The sequence below is a fragment of the Actinomycetota bacterium genome (genome assembly GCA_030684515.1).
Classification (GTDB): Bacteria; Actinomycetota; Actinomycetes; order S36-B12; family S36-B12; genus UBA11398.
The window spans coordinates 47799-64687 of record JAUXVJ010000016.1 but is presented as its reverse complement, the minus strand read 5'-3'; the positions used below and the strand labels follow the sequence as shown (position 1 = coordinate 64687).

The window sequence follows — 16889 nt, the reverse complement described above, 5'->3', positions numbered from 1 at the left end:
CGTCCTATATATGTGGGCACCTGAGCCCAGAGCGACTACTCTTGCGAAGGCGCTTCTGCGTTGGTGCGCGCAACAAAACAGTCTGCATGCATCATCTATTCGACGAAACGAGCACTTCGGTGCGAGAGGATCTTCAGTGGCCACGGAATCCATGGACACCTTTGGCGCCAACGAGTGGCTCGTAGATGAGCTCTACGACCTGTATCGACAGGACAAAAGCAAAGTCGATCCGATCTGGTGGGAGTTCTTTCAGGACTACTCCCCCGGGGCCCCCGGTGAACCACCGACGCTGAACGCCGCTTCCACAGGTTTCCAGCCAGCGCCCGAAAGCGTGAGCCCTGAGACAGATCCCGCGCTCGTTGCGCCAGTGGTGGCCCCGCCAGTTGCAGTTCCGCCGAGTGCCTCGTCTGCGACCTATCCGACTGCGTCATCACCCGCCACAGTGCCGAAGATTGAAGTAGCGGGTGAATCCGCCACCGCTGTCCTCAAGGGTCCAGCCGCACGAGTCGTCACAAATATGGAAGCCAGCCTTGCGGTGCCCACTGCTACGAGCGTTCGCGCCGTGCCTGCTCGACTACTCCAGGACAACCGCACTGTCATCAACAACCATCTGGCGCGCACGCGCGGTGGCAAAGTGTCCTTCACCCACCTGATCGGCTACGCCGTGGTGCGTGCCGTTGCTGACATCCCAGCGATGAATGGGCATTTCACTGAGGTAGATGGCAAGCCCGCGCTCGTGTCCAGCTCAGCGATCAACCTCGGTCTTGCAATTGACCAGACCAAAGCAGATGGCTCCCGGCAGTTGCTCGTGCCCAGCATCAAGGGTGCGCAGGACATGGACTTCTCGCAGTTCCATGCGGCTTACGAAGAGATCGTCCGCAAGGCTCGCAACAACAAGTTGACTGTCGACGATTTCGCTGGCACGACCTTGTCACTGACCAACCCAGGCGGTATCGGCACCAACTTGTCAGTACCGCGGCTCATGGCGGGTCAGGGATGCATCGTTGGCGTCGGTTCACTCGAATACCCGGCCGAATGGGAAGGCGCCTCCGAGGAGTCGATCGCCCGCAATGCGGTCTCGAAGATCTTGACTCTCACCTCCACCTACGACCACCGCATCATTCAGGGTGCCCAGTCCGGTGAATTCCTGCGTCGCATTCATCAGTTGATCCTGGGCGAAGATGGCTTCTACGACGAGATCTTCCGGGCATTGCGGATTCCCTATGAGCCCATTCGTTGGGCCAAGGATATTTCTGCCAACCATGAGTCGGATCTGAGCAAGGCCACGCGTGTACAGGAGATCATCCACGCCTACCGCGTGCGGGGACATCTGCTGGCCGACACTGATCCCCTCGAAGCTCGTCAGCCATCTCATCCAGACCTGGACACGATGTCGCACAGCTTGACCCTGTGGGATCTGGATCGGGTATTCCCCACGGGTGGCTTCGGTGGTCGGCCATTGATGAAACTGCGCGAGATCCTGAAAGTGCTGCGCGACTCGTACACGCGCACGATGGGCATCGAATACATGCACATCCAGGATCCAGAGCAGCGCACCTGGATCCAGAGCCAGATCGAGGGGCCACACGTGCGCCCGGATCGCGAAGAGCAACTGCGCATCCTTCACAAGCTCAATGAGGCTGAAGCTCTGGAGTCCTTCCTTCAGACCAAATACGTGGGTCAAAAGCGCTTCAGTCTGGAAGGTGGCGATTCCCTCATTCCGCTGCTCGATGCGATCCTGATCGGGGCTGCCGATGAGCACCTGCTCGAAGTCGCAATCGGGATGCCGCACCGCGGCCGTCTGAATGTGCTCACCAACATTGCCGGAAAGTCCTACGCACAGATCTTCCGCGAATTCGAGGGTGATTTCGGCCCGGAGTCGGTGCAAGGCTCCGGCGATGTGAAGTACCACCTCGGCACCACCGGACAGTTCACCGCACCCAGCGGGGCAACAACTGACGTTTATCTCGCGGCCAATCCCTCGCACCTTGAGGCAGTCAACCCAGTGCTCGAGGGCATCGTGCGGGCAAAGCAGGATCGTCTTCCACGCGATGAGACAAGTCGGATCCTGCCGATCCTGATGCACGGCGATGCCGCCTTCGCAGGTCAAGGCGTAGTTGCCGAGACCCTGCAGATGTCACAGATTCAGGGCTATCGGACTGAGGGCACGATTCACATCGTGGTGAACAACCAAGTGGGCTTCACGACGAGCCCGCGCTACAGCCGGTCTTCGGTCTACTCCACCGATGTGGCGCGCACCATTCAGGCGCCGATCTTCCACGTCAATGGCGATGATCCGGAAGCCGTCGTACGCATCGCGCGCCTTGCCTACGACTTCCGTCAGAAGTTCCACAAGGATGTTGTCATCGATCTGGTGTGCTACCGACGCCGCGGTCACAACGAGGCTGATGACCCATCACTGACACAGCCGCTGATGTACAAGATCATCGATAACAAGCGCTCGGTGCGCAAGCACTACACCGAGTCATTGATCGGTCGCGGCGACATCTCCGTGGAAGAGGCCGAAGAAGCCCTGAAGCACTTCCAGGGTGAACTTGAGCGGATCTTCCAGGAGACGCACAGCGATCCAGGCAAGGCATTCAGCGAATCCGAACAGGACATTGTCGAAACCGGCAGTCGCCAGTTGGTGCGCCAACGACCTGCGTATGAAGTTGACACCTCGATCACTCAAGAGCAGATCGACACGGTCATCGCCTCGCAGCTGCAGATGCCTGAGAACTTTTCAGTGCACCCACGCTTGCAGCCGCAACTGGCACGACGTGAGCAGATGGTTGCTGACGACGCGATCGACTGGGGCATGGGAGAGGCCTTGGCCTTCGGTTCGCTGCTCATGGACGGTCGAACGATTCGCCTTGCTGGGCAGGACTCACGTCGCGGCACCTTTGGTCATCGCCATGGCGTGATCGTGGACAGCCAATCAGGTTGGCAGTACAAGCCACTGAAGCAGTGCTACCGCGGCGACGCAAAGCTCTACATCTACGACTCACTCCTCAGTGAGTTCGCGGCCATGGGCTTCGAATACGGCTACTCAGTTGCTCGTCCAGATGCGCTGGTGCTGTGGGAGGCGCAGTTCGGTGACTTCGCCAATGGCGCGCAGACCATCATCGACGAATTCATCTCTTCCGGCGAACAGAAATGGGGGCAGAAGTCCTCGCTCACCTTGCTCTTGCCGCACGGATTCGAGGGTCAGGGACCTGACCACTCGTCGGCACGCATCGAGCGATTCCTGCAGATGTGCGCACAGGACAACATGACCGTTGCGATGCCTACGACGCCTGCCTCGTACTTCCATCTCCTGCGTTGGAAGGTGGCCAGCGAACTCACCCGTCCATTGGTGGTATTCACGCCCAAATCTCTGTTGCGCGCCAAGCATGCAGTCTCGAGCAAGGCCGACTTCCTGAATGGGCACTTCCGCGCAGTGATCGGTGACGACAAGGTCAACCGAGCTGATGCAAAGACTGTGCTGCTGTGCAGTGGCAAGGTCTACTACGACCTGGTGGCACACCGCGAGAAGATCGGCGCTACCGACGTGGCGATCGTCCGCATGGAGCGCTTGTACCCACTGCCACGCAAAACACTTCCTCTGGCTCTTGAGGGCATGGAGGGTGCAGATCTTCGGTGGGTGCAGGAAGAGCCGGCCAATCAAGGAGCATGGAGCTTCATGAACTTGAACTTGCCTGCGATGCTGAACCGGACGATTGCTGGAGTAACCCGTCCGGCCTCGTCCTCACCTGCAGTGGGCACTCATGCTCGTCATGAGCTCGAGCAACGCGCCCTCATCGAGCAGGCCTTCGCTCCCCGGAGCTAGGCATGTACTTCACTGATCGCGGAATAGAAGAACTCCTTACCCGCCGAGGCGAGGAGCAGATCAGTGTTGAGTGGCTGGCAGAACGCATGAGTGAGTTCGTCAACATGCACCCCGAGCACGAGGTCCCTATCGAACGCTTGGCAACCTGGCTGGCACGGCTTGATGACGATCCGGATGACGACTGATCCGATTACTCCCCGACTGTCAGCACAATCTTTCCGCGAACCTCACCGTTGTTCATCACAGCAAACGCCTCAGCGGCTTCACTGATGGGCAGGACGCGATCGATGACCGGGCGCGCGCCAGACGACACCAGCAGCTCTACCAGCCCGCGCAGCTCCTCGGCTGTGCCCATCGTGGAGCCTTCCACCTTCAGTTGAAGGAAGAACACCCGATTCAGATCGGCGTTGGCAGCCCCGCCAGAGGTTGCTCCACACGTAACGATGGTGCCGCCCGGGCGTAGCGAGCGCAGTGAATGCGACCAGGTGGCCTCGCCCACTGACTCGACAACTGCGTCTACCTTCTCAGGCAGCCGAGCCCCAGTCTCGAAGGCCTCTTCAGCTCCCAGGTTCTTGGCCCAGGCGCGCTTGTCCTCGTCGCGCGATGTCACCCAGATGCGCAGGCCAAGTGCCTTGCCCAAGACGATTGCCGCGGTAGCCACGCCGCCGGCGGCTCCCTGCACGAGAACGAGATCACCCTTCTGCGCACCTGACTTCGTCACGAGCATGCGGTAGGCCGTCAACCAAGCTGTCGGAAGGCATGCTGCTTCTTCCCAACTGATCTCAGCAGGCTTGTCGATGAGATTGCGTGCAGGCACACGCACTTGCGCCGCCATCGTGCCTGGGTAGATCTCGCTGAGAAGTGAGCGTTTGGGATCCAAGGTCTCATCGCCTCGGCCCTTGGCAGGGTCTCCAATGACGCCATGAACAATCACCTCGCGCCCATCTTCGGTGATGCCGGCCGCATCGGTGCCAAGAATCATCGGCGCTTGGTCGGCTGTCAGCGCGGTACCCCGAAGGGCCCATAGATCATGATGATTGACGCTGACGGCTTTCACGTTGACCGTGACCCAGTCTTCCGGGGTCGGTGGTGCCTGAAACTCACCGAGAGACAGGCAGGACAGGGGATCCTCGGCATTCACGCCGGACGCATAGACAGCAAACATGCCGCGAGCGTATCGGCGCAGTAGCCATCAGATCCGGTCAACCTCAGGTTCGAGCCAAGGCCGCCATCGGTCGGTAGCGCAGAACCAGGTAACCGACCACTCGCTGTGGATCAACAGCACCGAAGAATCGACTGTCATCGCTGGCAGCAGGATTGTCGCCGACTACCCACCAACCGGCTGCCTGGCGATGGTCTACGCGCTTCACGGTGAGCAGATCAACGCGGAGGGGATGCCAGAACACAATCATCTGACCAGGTCGAACATTCTTGGTACGACGCACGAGCCACCACTGTCCAGAGCGAAGTGCGGGCTCCATCGAAGCGCCGGCGATCGCAATTGCTGTGAACCCAAGCATTGCCCCATCCTTCCTCAACTCAGGTGCGACATCCGCACTAGGCTGAGGAAGGATTTCTCCCCAACGAAAGGGACGGTTGATGTTTACCCGAGTATTCACACCCCACCAGACGGCATACGCACACTGCGACCTGCCATGTGGCATCTATGACCCAGCACAAGCGCGACTTGAAGCCGAATCTGTCAAAGCCTGCATTCAGAAGTACCACGGCTCTGAGGATCCAGACTTCAAGGCGCGTGCAATCCGCATCAAGGACGACCGTTCCACCATGGTCAAGGAGCACCTCTGGGTGCTGTGGACCGACTACTTCAAGGCACCGCACTTTGAGAAGTACCCGAACTTGAACGAATTGTTCAACCAGGCCACCAAGCTTGCCGGCGCAGGCGGAACCAAGGGATCAACCGATGTTGCTGTAGCCGACGAACTGCTCGCAAAGATCGACGAGATCGCCGTCATCTTCTGGGAGACCAAGGCCGCATAGTGACCTTCGAATCGGGCTCGAGGCGGATTCACGCCTCGAGCCCGATTCTTTTGCAGCTTCCGACACGGCTGGCCAATGATTCCCTGCCTCAAGAACGCGATCTACGCTTTGAGCAAAGCCATCTCGGGGAGTCACGATGACGGTACTGATCAATCTTCCTGCCGCAGCCAGTTACGCGGGCGTGCTGAGGACCACTGCGGCAGCCATGGCGGCACGTTGTGATCTCAGTTACGACCGCCTCGAGGATGCGCGCTTGGCGATCGACGAGGCTTTCGCTCAGGTCGTCTCCTATTCCCAGGTCGATGCAACGATTGAATGCGCATTCAGTGAAGCTCCAAACGATCTTCGCTTCGTGCTTTCTGGCCCCACAGTCCTGGACACCCAGCTGCCAACCGACTCTTTTTCGTGGACTGTTCTCAGCGCACTCGCCGATGAACTGCAAGCAGAGGTGAGCGATGGTCGACTCAGCATCCATGTGCGAGTCAAAGAATCCCAAGAGGTCAGTGTCTAGATCGCATTCCTTTCGACATGGATGCCCGCGAGCAGCAGATAGCCGAGCACCTGGGACTTGTGCATCATGTTGCCAGCCGTTTTCGATCCGCAGCTGACTACGAGGATCTCGTGCAGGTGGGGACCGTCGGACTCATCCGTGCCGTTGACAATTTCGACGCAGGCCTAGGCAACTCATTCAGCAGTTACGCCGTACCTTCGATCGCTGGGGCGATTCGTCACTACCTGCGAGATCAATCCACAAGTGTCAAAGTGCCCGGTCGACTTCAAGAATCTTCGGCTCGAGTCGCTCGCGCCGTTGACCGATTGACACAGTCACTCGGGCATTCGCCCACCATTGCCGAGATCGCTCGCGAACTGGGCTCCAGCCAGGATTATGTGTTGGAGGCCATCGAGGCCAATCACGCGCATGTGTCGCTGAGTTTGGACTCCGAGGATTCCTCACTGGGTGAACTTGGCAGTCTCGATGAGGATCTGGAACAGGTGGAGACTCGAATGGCCGTGCGCCAAGCGCTGGCCACACTTCCCGCCCTTGACCGACTGGTAATTGAGCAACGCTTCTATCGCGGGCGCTCACAAACTCAGATAGCTCAGGATCTGCAGATATCTCAGATGCAGGTCTCACGGATCATCACACGGGCAACCGCACAGCTACGTGGACCGCTAGTCGACGTCTGAGCCTGGACGTGTGTATGAGGCCGAATACGTCTGCAAAACCACGGGACTGAAGGACAGAACCAGGCCAAGCACCGACGGAATCGCAAGCACCAACCCAGGAACTACCTGCTCTGAAGCTCCGCTGAAGATAAAACTGATGCCGGCCATTAGCCCTATCAATTGCGCCATGATGAATGGGCCCCGCGCCCAGCGACTCATGCGAATCCAGCCATGGGCGACTTTCAGCAGTCCCAATCCGAGCACCGTGAATATGGAAATCTCGATGATCATTGCTGAAGTCGAGTTGCCGATCACCCCATAGCTACTCCCGGACACCGCATTGATCGCCACGATGACGGCGTAGGCAAGAAGAGCCAGGCCCTCAAGCGCGGCAAGCGCGCCCAGGAGGAGGAAAGGGCGAGGGGCGGACACGGGCTCACTCTACGGTTCAGCGCGCTGGCGTCGGCCTCGCTAGGGTGCCCACGTGCGCGCGCTGCTGATCGTCAATCCGCAGGCAACTACGACTTCACGCCGGATGACCGATCTGGTGATCCATGCCTTTGCCGACGCCTTGCAACTTGAAGTGGCGACCACCGAGCATCGCGGCCACGGAATCGAGCTGGGAAGGCAGGCACGCGAGGCAGATCTGGATGTGGTGATCACCGTCGGTGGCGACGGAATCATCAACGAAGTGGTCAATGGACTGATCACCGGCGGCGCCGCTCCGCGAACGCAACTTGCCACCCTTCCTGGTGGCAGCGCCAATGTGTTTGCCCGCGCCCTGGGCATCCCCAATGACCTTGTCGAAGCTGGCGCACATCTGCTGGAGGGCATCAAGCAGGGTCGTAAGCGCACTATTGGCCTTGGGCGGGCCAATGATCGTTGGTTCACCGTCAATGCTGGTGTCGGTCTTGATGCCGAGGTGATCGCGGCGATGGAGCACAAGCGCCGGCGAGGGCGCAAGGCGTCCCCGTCTCGCTATCTCACGACGATGGCCGCCACCATGATCAAATCAGCCCGAAATCGAGTGCCGCAACTGACCCTGACCCGAGGCGAGCTCGTGGTCCAAGACGTGTACCTGAGCTTGGTCCAGAACACCGCCCCGTGGACGTACTTGGGCAATTGGCCCATCCAGATGTGTCCCGCAGCGGACTTCAATGGCGGACTCGACCTGTTCGCATTGCGCAAGATCGACGTGCCCACCGCCTTGCAGAGCACCAGAAGGCTGCTCGTCCAGCGCACTCCCAGCGCCCTGTCGTCAGTAATTGCCTGGCACGACGAGCAGGAATTCCGCATCAGTGCCCTGAAACCGATGGCATTTCAAATCGACGGTGAGGGGATGGGGGAGGTCACTGAAGTCAGATTCTCCTCAGAACCGGCAGCGCTGACGGTCGTTGTCTAGGAAAATTCCCCTCAAAGCGGAATAAAGCCGCGTCTGTGATGAAGGTGACAGCCTGGGAGCGGCGATTTTTGGGCGCGCCCCTTGCGCGGCTAGCCCACCCATGTAACCCTTTACTTCGCCCGTTGCTGATCGGCACCGGCCGCCTTCCTCCAAGGGACGACCAGGAGACCCCAGGGTCGCCCCCTTCCGATGGCCGGGGTACGTGAAAGCAATCACGAGCACTGGTGACCCCAGTGCCCTTTTTGATGATGGAGTTGAGTGCGCATGGACTGGCGACACGAGTCAGCCTGCCGAGACGAAGATCCAGAGCTGTTCTTCCCGATTGGAAACACCGGACCCGCGTTGGTTCAAATCGAGGAAGCCAAAGCAGTCTGCCGTCGTTGTTCCGTCGTCGATGAATGCCTTCGATGGGCCCTTGAGACAGGCCAGGATGCTGGCGTCTGGGGCGGCCTCAGCGAGGATGAGCGACGCGCGCTCAAGCGTCGCAATGCCCGACTTCGCGCACGAGGCTCAATCTAGATTCTCCCCTTCGATCGGCACTGTGATCTTTACAGAGGTTCCGGACTCCACGGAAATCTGAACAGAGCCGTCGAGCTCGGCTACCAGCGAGTGCACAATCTGCAGGCCCAGTCCGCCGGCTCCGTCTTCGTTTGCAGCCAACTGTGCTGGCATGCCCACGCCGTTGTCACACACACAGGCGATCAGTGCATCCGGCTCACGGCTGACCCGCACCTCGATTTGCGAAGCCTGCGCATGTTCGACAGCGTTCTGGAGCAATTCAGACACGCACATCGCCAGAGGCATCGCCACCTCAGCGCCGAGCAGGCCCGCTGAGCCGACTCGCTCAATCCTTGGCGCCTTAGAACTGCCCAATGCCGGAGCCAGATCGCGGACGAGCTGAACGATCCGATCAGTCACTTCATCGAACTCCACGGCTTCATCGATCTGCCGCGAGAGGGTTTCATGGACCACAGCAATGGCAGCCACCCGCAACTCAGCCTCACCCAAAGCCAATCGAGCTTCATCACTTTGGGCCCTACGGCCCTGCATTCGCAGGAGCGCTGCCACCGTTTGCAGGTTGTTCTTCACCCTGTGGTGGATTTCTCTGATAGTGGTGTCCGCCGACATCAGCGCGCGCTCACGTCGACGTACGTCCGTGATGTCGCGAACAAGGATGAGCGCTCCGGATTCGCGCCCAGGGGCTCCAAGGGGAATGCCATGTACCAGCGCAACTGCTCGGGCATTCTCCACTTCAGATTGGCCGGCTATCCGGCCACTGGCGATAAGAGCCAGGTTTTGATCCATCGGACCGTGCCGATGGGAAAGCCGAACGAGCAAGGTGGCCAGATCCACGCCAACCAGCTCAGCCGCCAAGCCAAGTCGACGAAGCACGCTCATGGCGTTGGGGCTGGCATAGGTCACGGTCCCGTCACCATCCAGACGCAATAGACCGTCCCCGACCCGAGGCGAATCGCTGGTCTCCCCTGCGAACTCAGGCGGCGGAAAATCACCGGCCACCAACATGTGCAGGAGATCCTCGGAGCAGCGCAGATAGACCTCTTCAAGATGACCGGCCACGCGCGAGGCTGGGGACGAGGAGCGCACCACGATTCCGATGACGCGGGCACCAGGCTCTTGTGAGGACTTGATTGGAAAGGCATTGCCGACTGCGCGACCAAAGTGCAGCGCCTGATCGATCTCAGGCAGGCGTCCTCTCGGAACGAATCGACCCACAAGATCCTCTTCAACCGTTGTGCTGGCCGTTGTTGGACGAACGAGAGCGGCCGCCAATGCGCCTGCGTTGTTCCACGTGGGCACCCACAGCACGAGATCGCTCAACGAGAGGTCCGCGATGAGGCCCCAGGCGCCCACGACTTGCTGCAGACGCTCGACTTCTTCAGCGTGAAGATCGGTGCGTTCCTCGGCTAGTTCCTGGACGGTGCCCACAGCCGTTGAGCGTACGCGGAGATTATTAAGGGAGTGTGAAACGACGCGGCGACAAGCTCAGTTTGAACGCAAACTCGCCTGAATCTCACTGGCGATTCGGGAGCGAAGATCTTGAGGCGTTTCAGCTTCTGTGCAACAACGACGAATACGAGCTTGCACAAGCTGCTCGGCTGTGAAGTGGTCAGCGCATGGCGGGCACTCTTGCAAGTGCACAGTGACCTCAATGCGGTGACCATCGTCAATCTCGTTGTCAATGTAGACCCACATCAATGACAAGACCTCTACGCACGGCACGTCGTGATGATTTCCGCAGCTCATGAACTCACCTCCTGTGCCACGAAGCCGCGCTCGGCAGCGTACTCGCGCAACAGTTCACGCAGAAGCTTGCGACCGCGACTCAATCGCGACATCACCGTGCCAACAGGAGTCTCCATGATTTCGGCGATCTCCTTGTAGGCGAAGCCTTCGACATCGGCCAAGTACACAGCCATTCGAAAATCATCGGGAAGCGCGGCGAGCGCATCAACGATCTCTGCGTCAGCGAGATGATCCAGAGCCTCGGCTTCTGCCGAGCGCATGCCCAGGTGCTCACCGACTTCATTGAGTTCTCCATCAGTCAGCTCGTCGGCGCTCGTCTGGAAAGGCTGACGCTGCTTCTTGCGGTACTGATTGATATAGCTATTCGTAAGAATCCGAAAGAGCCAAGCACGCAGGTTGGTGCCTTCGGTGAATGAGTCAAAGGCCGAGAATGCCTTTAGCGTGGTCTCTTGAACAAGATCCTCAGCATCAGCGGGATTGCGAGTCATGCGCAGCGCCGCTCCGTAGAGAGAATCAAGGAAGGGCATCACATCACGCTCGAAGCGCGCAGCCTTTTCGTCCTTGCTTTCACTCGTCATCGCGATAGAGCCTACGACACTGGGATCCAACTTGACGTAACCCAGCACACTCAGCACCCCAGTACCCGACACATCCATATGAACGCCTACTCAACTGATGGTATTCCCGGCCTCGAGGGCGCCCATGAGCCAAGTTGAGCACTACCCTTGAGGCGATGACTGCTTCTATGACGCCGAATTGGGCAGCGCCGCGCGCCATCGCGCCCATTCACGCGACAGTTCGAGTTCCCGGATCAAAATCGGCCACCAACCGCGCGCTCATTCTGGCCGCTCTAGCCGACCGTCCAAGCACGATTCTCCAAGCATTGGACGCTCGTGACACCCGGCTGATGATCGCAGCGCTTCAAGGGCTCGGCGTGGGCATTCAGATAGTCGAGCGCTCCGAGGTGGGCAACACGAATCTGAGGATCACCCCCGCTCCCCTGCACGGCCCGGCAGCCATCGATGTCGGCCTGGCGGGCACCGTTATGAGATTTGTGCCGGCGGTTGCGTCATTGGCGCACGGTGACATCCACTTTGACGGCGACGAGGGCGCACGCCGCCGGCCAATGGCCACCACGCTAGACGCCCTTCGTTCACTGGGTGTCACCATCGATGGTGACGACTCACTGCCATTCACCGTGCATGGCCAAGGTCGACTGCACGGCGGAGAGATCACCATTGACGCGTCGGCTTCGAGCCAATTCGTCTCTGCCCTCCTGCTCGTAGGCGCCTGCTTCGACACCGGCGTGCGCATCCGTCATGTGGGCGATCCCGTGCCAAGTCAGCCACACATCGAGATGACCATCGCCATGCTTGCCGAGCACGGGGTCATCGTTCAGCGCGAGGGCGCCAACACCTGGCAGGTCCCGCCGCAACCGATTCTTGCGGTGGATCGCACCATCGAACCCGATCTCTCCAATGCGGCACCATTTCTCGCAGCTGCACTTGTCACCAAAGGCGCGGTCACCGTTCCTGATTGGCCAACGCACACCACGCAGGCTGGTGACGCTTTGCGAGATCTGCTCGGAGCGATGGGTGCGACCATTACGCATAGATCAGGAGCGCTCACTGCTTCCATGTCAGATGACATTCATGGCATTGACGTCAACCTGAACGAGGTAGGTGAATTGACTCCGACTCTTGCGGCACTTGCCTCGCTCGCTACAAGCGAAAGTCGCTTCAGCGGCATTGGGCATCTGCGCGGGCATGAAACTGATCGACTGGCGGCTTTGACACGCGAGATCAACCATCTCGGCGGCGATGTTGTGGAGACTGCGGACGGACTGCATATTCGCCCGAGCTTCCTGCATGCCGGGCGTTTTGCCACCTACCACGACCATCGGATGGCCACTGCCGGCGCCATCATCGGATTGCATGTTGGCGGCGTTGAAGTGGAAGACATCGAGACCACAGACAAGACCTTGCCCGGCTTTGCTCGGCGTTGGCAGTCCATGGCCCAAGGTTCCGCGTCTCCGTGACAAGCATGAAGACCCACGAGCGCTGGGACGAAGACGACGTGCGCATAAGGCCTGGACGCACAAAGTCGCGGCCTCGAACCAAAGAACGACCTGCACACCTTGAAGCTGAGACCGGCATGGTCATCGCTGTCGATCGAGGCCGTTTCACCGTCGCCTTGAGCTCGGCCGACAATGAGATCGCCATGGGCAAGCAGATCTTTGCCATCAAGTCTCGCGAACTTGGTCGCAAGGGCATTGTCGTGGGCGATCTCGTGGATCTCATCGGCTCTGATACATCCGGGACTGATGACCTCGCTCGGATCGTGCGGCGGCAGGAGCGCAGCTCAAATCTGCGCAGAACGGCCGACGACGTTGATCCGGTCGAGCGCATCATTGTTGCCAATGCGTCCCAGATGGCCATCGTGACATCCACCGCGGATCCCGAACCTTCATTCGGCCTGATCGATCGAGCTCTTGTTGCCGCCTTCGACGCAGGAATTCAGCCCGTCCTCATCATCACCAAGACTGACTTGGCGAGCGCCGATGCGCTGTACTCGATGTACGGCCCACTCGACCTGCCGGTGTTCACCGTGACAAGCCGGATCCCTCCCGTTGAATTGCATGAGGCCTTGACCAATGAAGTCACTGTTGTGCTCGGTCATTCCGGCGTCGGCAAGTCGACGCTCGTCAATGCCATCGTTCCGGGCTCAGCCCGAAGTACAGGACACGTCAATACCGTGACAGGCAAGGGTCGGCACACTTCTACCAGTGCGCTTGCGCTTCCACTCATTGGTGGCGGATGGATTATCGATACTCCTGGTATTCGATCCTTTGGGCTCGCGCACGTGGATGTCGAGCAGTTCATCAAGGCCTTTCCTGACCTCGAAGCCGGCATCGCCAACTGTCCACGCGCCTGTTCACATGACGAGCCCGACTGTGGTCTCAATGTCTGGATCGAACAGCAGCCGGTGAACGTGCAAGAACGACTGCTATCGCTGAGACGCCTATTGACTCAACCCACGCAGACTCCAACAGAGTCGACTGGCGCCTACTGAAGCAGCGGAGCCCATACAGATTCAGAACCACTGTGCCCGGCTCCGAGCACCTGAATGAGCGCAATGACTCCGAGCAGCACCATGACCCCAGCAAAGACATGGACCCACACTGGGCGCGATCGATTCGCCGGAATGCCGCGGTCAACGAGCCAAAAGGCGATGACGGCAATGCTGAACGCCCCGATCCACCACGGAGCGCGTCCGCCCCACGCAAGGTGATCTGCACTGACGCCCACGACAGGAGCCAACTGCTCGCCCGTCTGCCGCGCCACGATTGCCCCCACGAGTCCCAGCGCCGCACCGATGGCGATAAGTGGGCCAAAACGTCGCGAGAATCTCGGCCAGACAGCCATCAGGAAGGCACCCGCAAAGGTCATCGGCACCACGACGACAACAAGATGCACAACAAGGGGGTGCAGAGGCAGGCCACCGATGGTGAACAGATCCGACATACCGACGCAGCCTACGAGGCCATGGCCGCTGAGCACTACATTCAGACTCATGGCGACACCAACTTCTGCGGAAGCCCAGGTGAACATCGCCAAGGATCTCGCTCTTGCTTTGACGATGGCAGATGCTGCGGATGCGATCACGATGGATCGTTTTGGCTCGGCATCACTGCACGTCGACACCAAAGCGGATCTCACTCCCGTGACGGATGCGGATCGCTCAACGGAGCAGGCAATGCGTGCGATGTTGCTCGAACACCGCCCCGCGGACGCCATTCTTGGTGAGGAGTTCGGGTCAACAGATTCTTCAAACGCGCGCCAATGGATCGTGGATCCCATCGATGGAACCAAGAATTACCTGCGCGGTGTGCCCGTCTGGGCGACTCTGATCGCACTGAGCATTGACGGAGTTCCCTGTCTCGGTGTCGTGTCAGCTCCTGCGCTCGCGCGACGATGGTGGGCCGCCACCGGCAGTGGAGCCTGGCGAAGTTTTGGCTCCCAAGGGCCCACGCCAATCCGGGTGAGCCAGATCGACTCATTGTCGTCGGCATCGTTCTCCTTCTCGGATTCCACTGGATGGCCCGACCGGCAACTCGATCTGCTGCTCCAATCCACGGGGCGCCAACGGGCGTACGGTGATTTCTGGTCACACATGCTTGTCGCTGAAGGCGCAGTCGATATTGCCGCCGAGCCCGCGCTTGGCACCTGGGACATGGCAGCGCTCATAGCGATTGTTCGCGAAGCCGGTGGCCAGGCGACCGCGCTCGATGGTGGCGACGCAATCGCGAGTGGGTCACTCGTGACGAGCAATGGCCTGCTCCATGAAGTGGTGATGGAACTTCTTCACTAGTGACTTTCCAGGCATAAGGGAGGAGCATGCAGATATCCCGCTGCGGATTGGAGTCACATGCAACTCTCCTCGATACTCAATAACAAGGGCACTCAGGTGGTGACTATTCGCCCCGGAGCCATGGCGCTGGGCCTGGCGAGTGTGCTGGCGGAGAACAACATCGGCGCTGCCGTGGTTTCAGAAGATGGCACACGCATTCTGGGCATTGCATCAGAGCGCGATGTCGTGAGGGCAATAGCCGATCGACTCGACCTGGCCCAAACACCCGTCGCCGATGTCATGAGCGATGAGGTCTGCGCGCTGCTGGCGAGCGACTCAGTCGAGCATGCAATGGAGGTGATGACCAATCAACGGGTCAGACACCTGCCAATCGTGGACGAATCGCTTGCACTCATCGGCATCGTGAGTATTGGAGATCTGGTGAAGTTGCGACTGGATCAACTTGAGACCGAGCGATCTGCACTGATGGAGTACATCACCAAAGGTGGCTAGCTGGTAGGAGTCAGTTGCAGCACCAAGCCACCGATTGGACGCATGGTCACGCCCGGATCAAAGCCGGGAAAGCGGACGCCGGTCGGGAACGCAAATGTGAAATGGACGATCAGGCGGGCGAGCAACGCCACAGCTTCGGCGTATGCAAAATCACGGCCTATACACAGCCGCGGGCCGGCACCGAACGGAATGAAGGCGCTTCGGTCGAACTGGCCCAACATGAAGCGTTCCGGATCAAAGGATTCTGGACGGGGCCAGTACTGCGGATGGCGGTGCACGAGATAGGGACTCATGATCACCAGAGACCCAGCTGGAATTGCAGCCTGCGCCAGTTCGTCGTCGACCAATGACTTGCGCGTGATCAACCAGGCGGGTGGATACATGCGCATCGCCTCATCGATAACTGCTCGTGCGTAAGGCAGCCGGGCGATTTCAGACATGCCTATGGGCCCATCGGAGACGACTGAGTCCGCTTCACTGCGCAGTCGCTGTTGAATTTCAGGATTCACCGCAAGCAGCGCAAAGCACCAGGTCATCGCCGAAGCCACGGTTTCGTGACCGGCCACGATCATCGTGACAATTTCATCGCGTATCTGACGTGGCGAAAGGCCCTGCCCAGATTCATCCCGAGCCTGCATGAGCAAATCCAGGGCGTCGGTTGTGCCTGTCGGCTCTGAATTCCGTGCGCGCAGCAAGTTGACCACCGTGCGATCAAGTTCCTCATTGGCGCGCGCCAGCTGGCGATTGCGTGGGCTTGGAACCCAAGAGGGAGGCGATATGGGAGTGCGCGCACGTGCGATCACCACATCAAGGCCGTCCAATGTGGCGGCAACCAATTTCTCGGCATCCTCAGACAGATCCTGACCAAAGAGCGCATGCCCGACGGTCTGTAGAGCAACGGTGGCCATGGCGTGCTCGACATCGACCATTGCCCCGCTCGGCAATCGCTGCCACTGCGCCGCAAGCTCACGACCCGAGTGATCCACGTGCGCGACCAAGGGCTCCAAGCCCTGGTGATGGAAGGCTGGCTGCAGGATCTTGCGTTGCTCGCGTGGATTCTGGCTTGCCAAGAGTCCTTGCCCAGTAACTAGCGCGAGTGAGCGGTACTGCAATGTGTCCTTGGTGTAATCGCGGGCGCGATCAACGAGAACGCGTCGAATCGCAGCCGGGTCGTTGATCAGGTAACTGGGTGGACGCGGGATTGGGAACTGTGCCACGTCTCCATATGTGCGCCAGACTCCGTACAGATACTCCAGCGGATTTCTGCGAATACGCAGCATCGCAGGAAGCATCTGCGGTCCCGAAGGACCCGGGGCCGTCGCCGCAGTGCCGAGGTAGGAGCGCTTGGGAACTTCGAGCACT

At 59.6% G+C, this 16889-nt stretch carries 18 protein-coding genes; 11 read left to right on the top strand and 7 right to left on the bottom strand.

The window, feature by feature from the left end; genetic code table 11:
* Positions 1–151: 151 nt before the first annotated feature.
* Positions 152–3829 (top strand): multifunctional oxoglutarate decarboxylase/oxoglutarate dehydrogenase thiamine pyrophosphate-binding subunit/dihydrolipoyllysine-residue succinyltransferase subunit, encoded by a 3678-nt coding sequence (locus tag Q8M73_06800; protein ID MDP2288259.1) that lies wholly within the window; start codon positions 152–154, stop codon positions 3827–3829.
* A 2-nt stretch (positions 3830–3831) separates the two neighbouring features.
* A complete protein-coding gene (locus tag Q8M73_06795) occupies positions 3832–4014 on the top strand; it encodes a DUF6104 family protein (GenBank protein ID MDP2288258.1) in 183 nt (60 codons plus the stop codon).
* Positions 4015–4019: 5 nt separating this feature from the next.
* Here the strand turns inward: Q8M73_06795 and Q8M73_06790 are convergent, their stop codons facing one another.
* Together Q8M73_06790 and sodX are read right to left on the bottom strand one after the other, a co-directional pair.
* Entirely contained in the window at positions 4020–4994 is a 975-nt protein-coding gene (locus Q8M73_06790) for a zinc-binding dehydrogenase (GenBank protein ID MDP2288257.1), read from the bottom strand.
* A gap of 43 nt (positions 4995–5037) precedes the next feature.
* Positions 5038–5349 carry a nickel-type superoxide dismutase maturation protease gene (sodX, locus tag Q8M73_06785; GenBank protein ID MDP2288256.1) on the bottom strand — a complete coding sequence of 104 codons (312 nt, stop codon included), beginning with the start codon at positions 5347–5349 and terminating at the stop codon, positions 5038–5040.
* A gap of 79 nt (positions 5350–5428) precedes the next feature.
* On the opposite strand from sodX, the gene sodN reads away from it, so the two are divergent.
* The 3 genes from sodN (at position 5429) to Q8M73_06770 (ending at position 7018) form a co-directional block, all read left to right on the top strand.
* A complete protein-coding gene (gene sodN, locus Q8M73_06780; protein MDP2288255.1) occupies positions 5429–5830 on the top strand; it encodes a superoxide dismutase, Ni in 402 nt (133 codons plus the stop codon).
* Positions 5831–5966: 136 nt separating this feature from the next.
* Positions 5967–6341 carry an anti-sigma regulatory factor gene (locus Q8M73_06775; GenBank protein MDP2288254.1) on the top strand — a complete coding sequence of 125 codons (375 nt, stop codon included), beginning with the start codon at positions 5967–5969 and terminating at the stop codon, positions 6339–6341.
* 17 nt (positions 6342–6358) lie between these two features.
* Positions 6359–7018, top strand: coding sequence for a sigma-70 family RNA polymerase sigma factor (locus Q8M73_06770; protein ID MDP2288253.1), 660 nt, complete (start codon positions 6359–6361; stop codon positions 7016–7018).
* Here Q8M73_06770 and Q8M73_06765 read toward each other — a convergent pair.
* Positions 7004–7429 (bottom strand): hypothetical protein, encoded by a 426-nt coding sequence (locus Q8M73_06765; GenBank protein MDP2288252.1) that lies wholly within the window; start codon positions 7427–7429, stop codon positions 7004–7006. The genes Q8M73_06770 and Q8M73_06765 overlap by 15 nt on opposite strands.
* Positions 7430–7481: 52 nt before the next feature.
* Here Q8M73_06765 and Q8M73_06760 point away from each other — a divergent pair, with 52 nt between their 5' ends.
* Positions 7482–8399, top strand: coding sequence for a diacylglycerol kinase family protein (locus Q8M73_06760; protein ID MDP2288251.1), 918 nt, complete (start codon positions 7482–7484; stop codon positions 8397–8399).
* Between the two features lie 264 nt (positions 8400–8663).
* Positions 8664–8918: a WhiB family transcriptional regulator gene (locus Q8M73_06755; GenBank protein ID MDP2288250.1), complete on the top strand. Its 255-nt coding sequence runs from the start codon at positions 8664–8666 to the stop codon at positions 8916–8918.
* Here Q8M73_06755 and Q8M73_06750 read toward each other — a convergent pair.
* Positions 8910–10346: a histidine kinase N-terminal domain-containing protein gene (locus tag Q8M73_06750; protein ID MDP2288249.1), complete on the bottom strand. Its 1437-nt coding sequence runs from the start codon at positions 10344–10346 to the stop codon at positions 8910–8912. The two genes, Q8M73_06755 and Q8M73_06750, sit on opposite strands and share 9 nt — an antisense overlap.
* Before the next feature lie 314 nt (positions 10347–10660).
* Positions 10661–11242 (bottom strand): sigma-70 family RNA polymerase sigma factor, encoded by a 582-nt coding sequence (locus Q8M73_06745; protein ID MDP2288248.1) that lies wholly within the window; start codon positions 11240–11242, stop codon positions 10661–10663.
* A gap of 167 nt (positions 11243–11409) precedes the next feature.
* Between Q8M73_06745 and aroA the strand changes: the two genes are divergently transcribed.
* Both aroA and rsgA read left to right on the top strand, forming a co-directional pair.
* The gene (aroA, locus tag Q8M73_06740) at positions 11410–12702 is read left to right on the top strand and encodes a 3-phosphoshikimate 1-carboxyvinyltransferase (GenBank protein MDP2288247.1); all 1293 of its coding nucleotides are present in this window, start codon (positions 11410–11412) and stop codon (positions 12700–12702) included.
* A gap of 5 nt (positions 12703–12707) precedes the next feature.
* Entirely contained in the window at positions 12708–13736 is a 1029-nt protein-coding gene (rsgA, locus tag Q8M73_06735) for a ribosome small subunit-dependent GTPase A (protein MDP2288246.1), read from the top strand.
* Here rsgA and Q8M73_06730 read toward each other — a convergent pair.
* Positions 13730–14239: a hypothetical protein gene (locus tag Q8M73_06730; GenBank protein MDP2288245.1), complete on the bottom strand. Its 510-nt coding sequence runs from the start codon at positions 14237–14239 to the stop codon at positions 13730–13732. The genes rsgA and Q8M73_06730 overlap by 7 nt on opposite strands.
* Between Q8M73_06730 and Q8M73_06725 the strand changes: the two genes are divergently transcribed.
* Positions 14238–15035 carry an inositol monophosphatase family protein gene (locus Q8M73_06725; protein ID MDP2288244.1) on the top strand — a complete coding sequence of 266 codons (798 nt, stop codon included), beginning with the start codon at positions 14238–14240 and terminating at the stop codon, positions 15033–15035. The genes Q8M73_06730 and Q8M73_06725 overlap by 2 nt on opposite strands.
* 57 nt (positions 15036–15092) lie before the next feature.
* Complete coding sequence (locus Q8M73_06720) at positions 15093–15527, top strand: CBS domain-containing protein (protein MDP2288243.1); 435 nt, start codon at positions 15093–15095, stop codon at positions 15525–15527.
* Here the strand turns inward: Q8M73_06720 and Q8M73_06715 are convergent.
* A complete protein-coding gene (locus Q8M73_06715; protein ID MDP2288242.1) occupies positions 15524–16888 on the bottom strand; it encodes a cytochrome P450 in 1365 nt (454 codons plus the stop codon). The genes Q8M73_06720 and Q8M73_06715 overlap by 4 nt on opposite strands.
* Position 16889 lies beyond the last annotated feature (1 nt).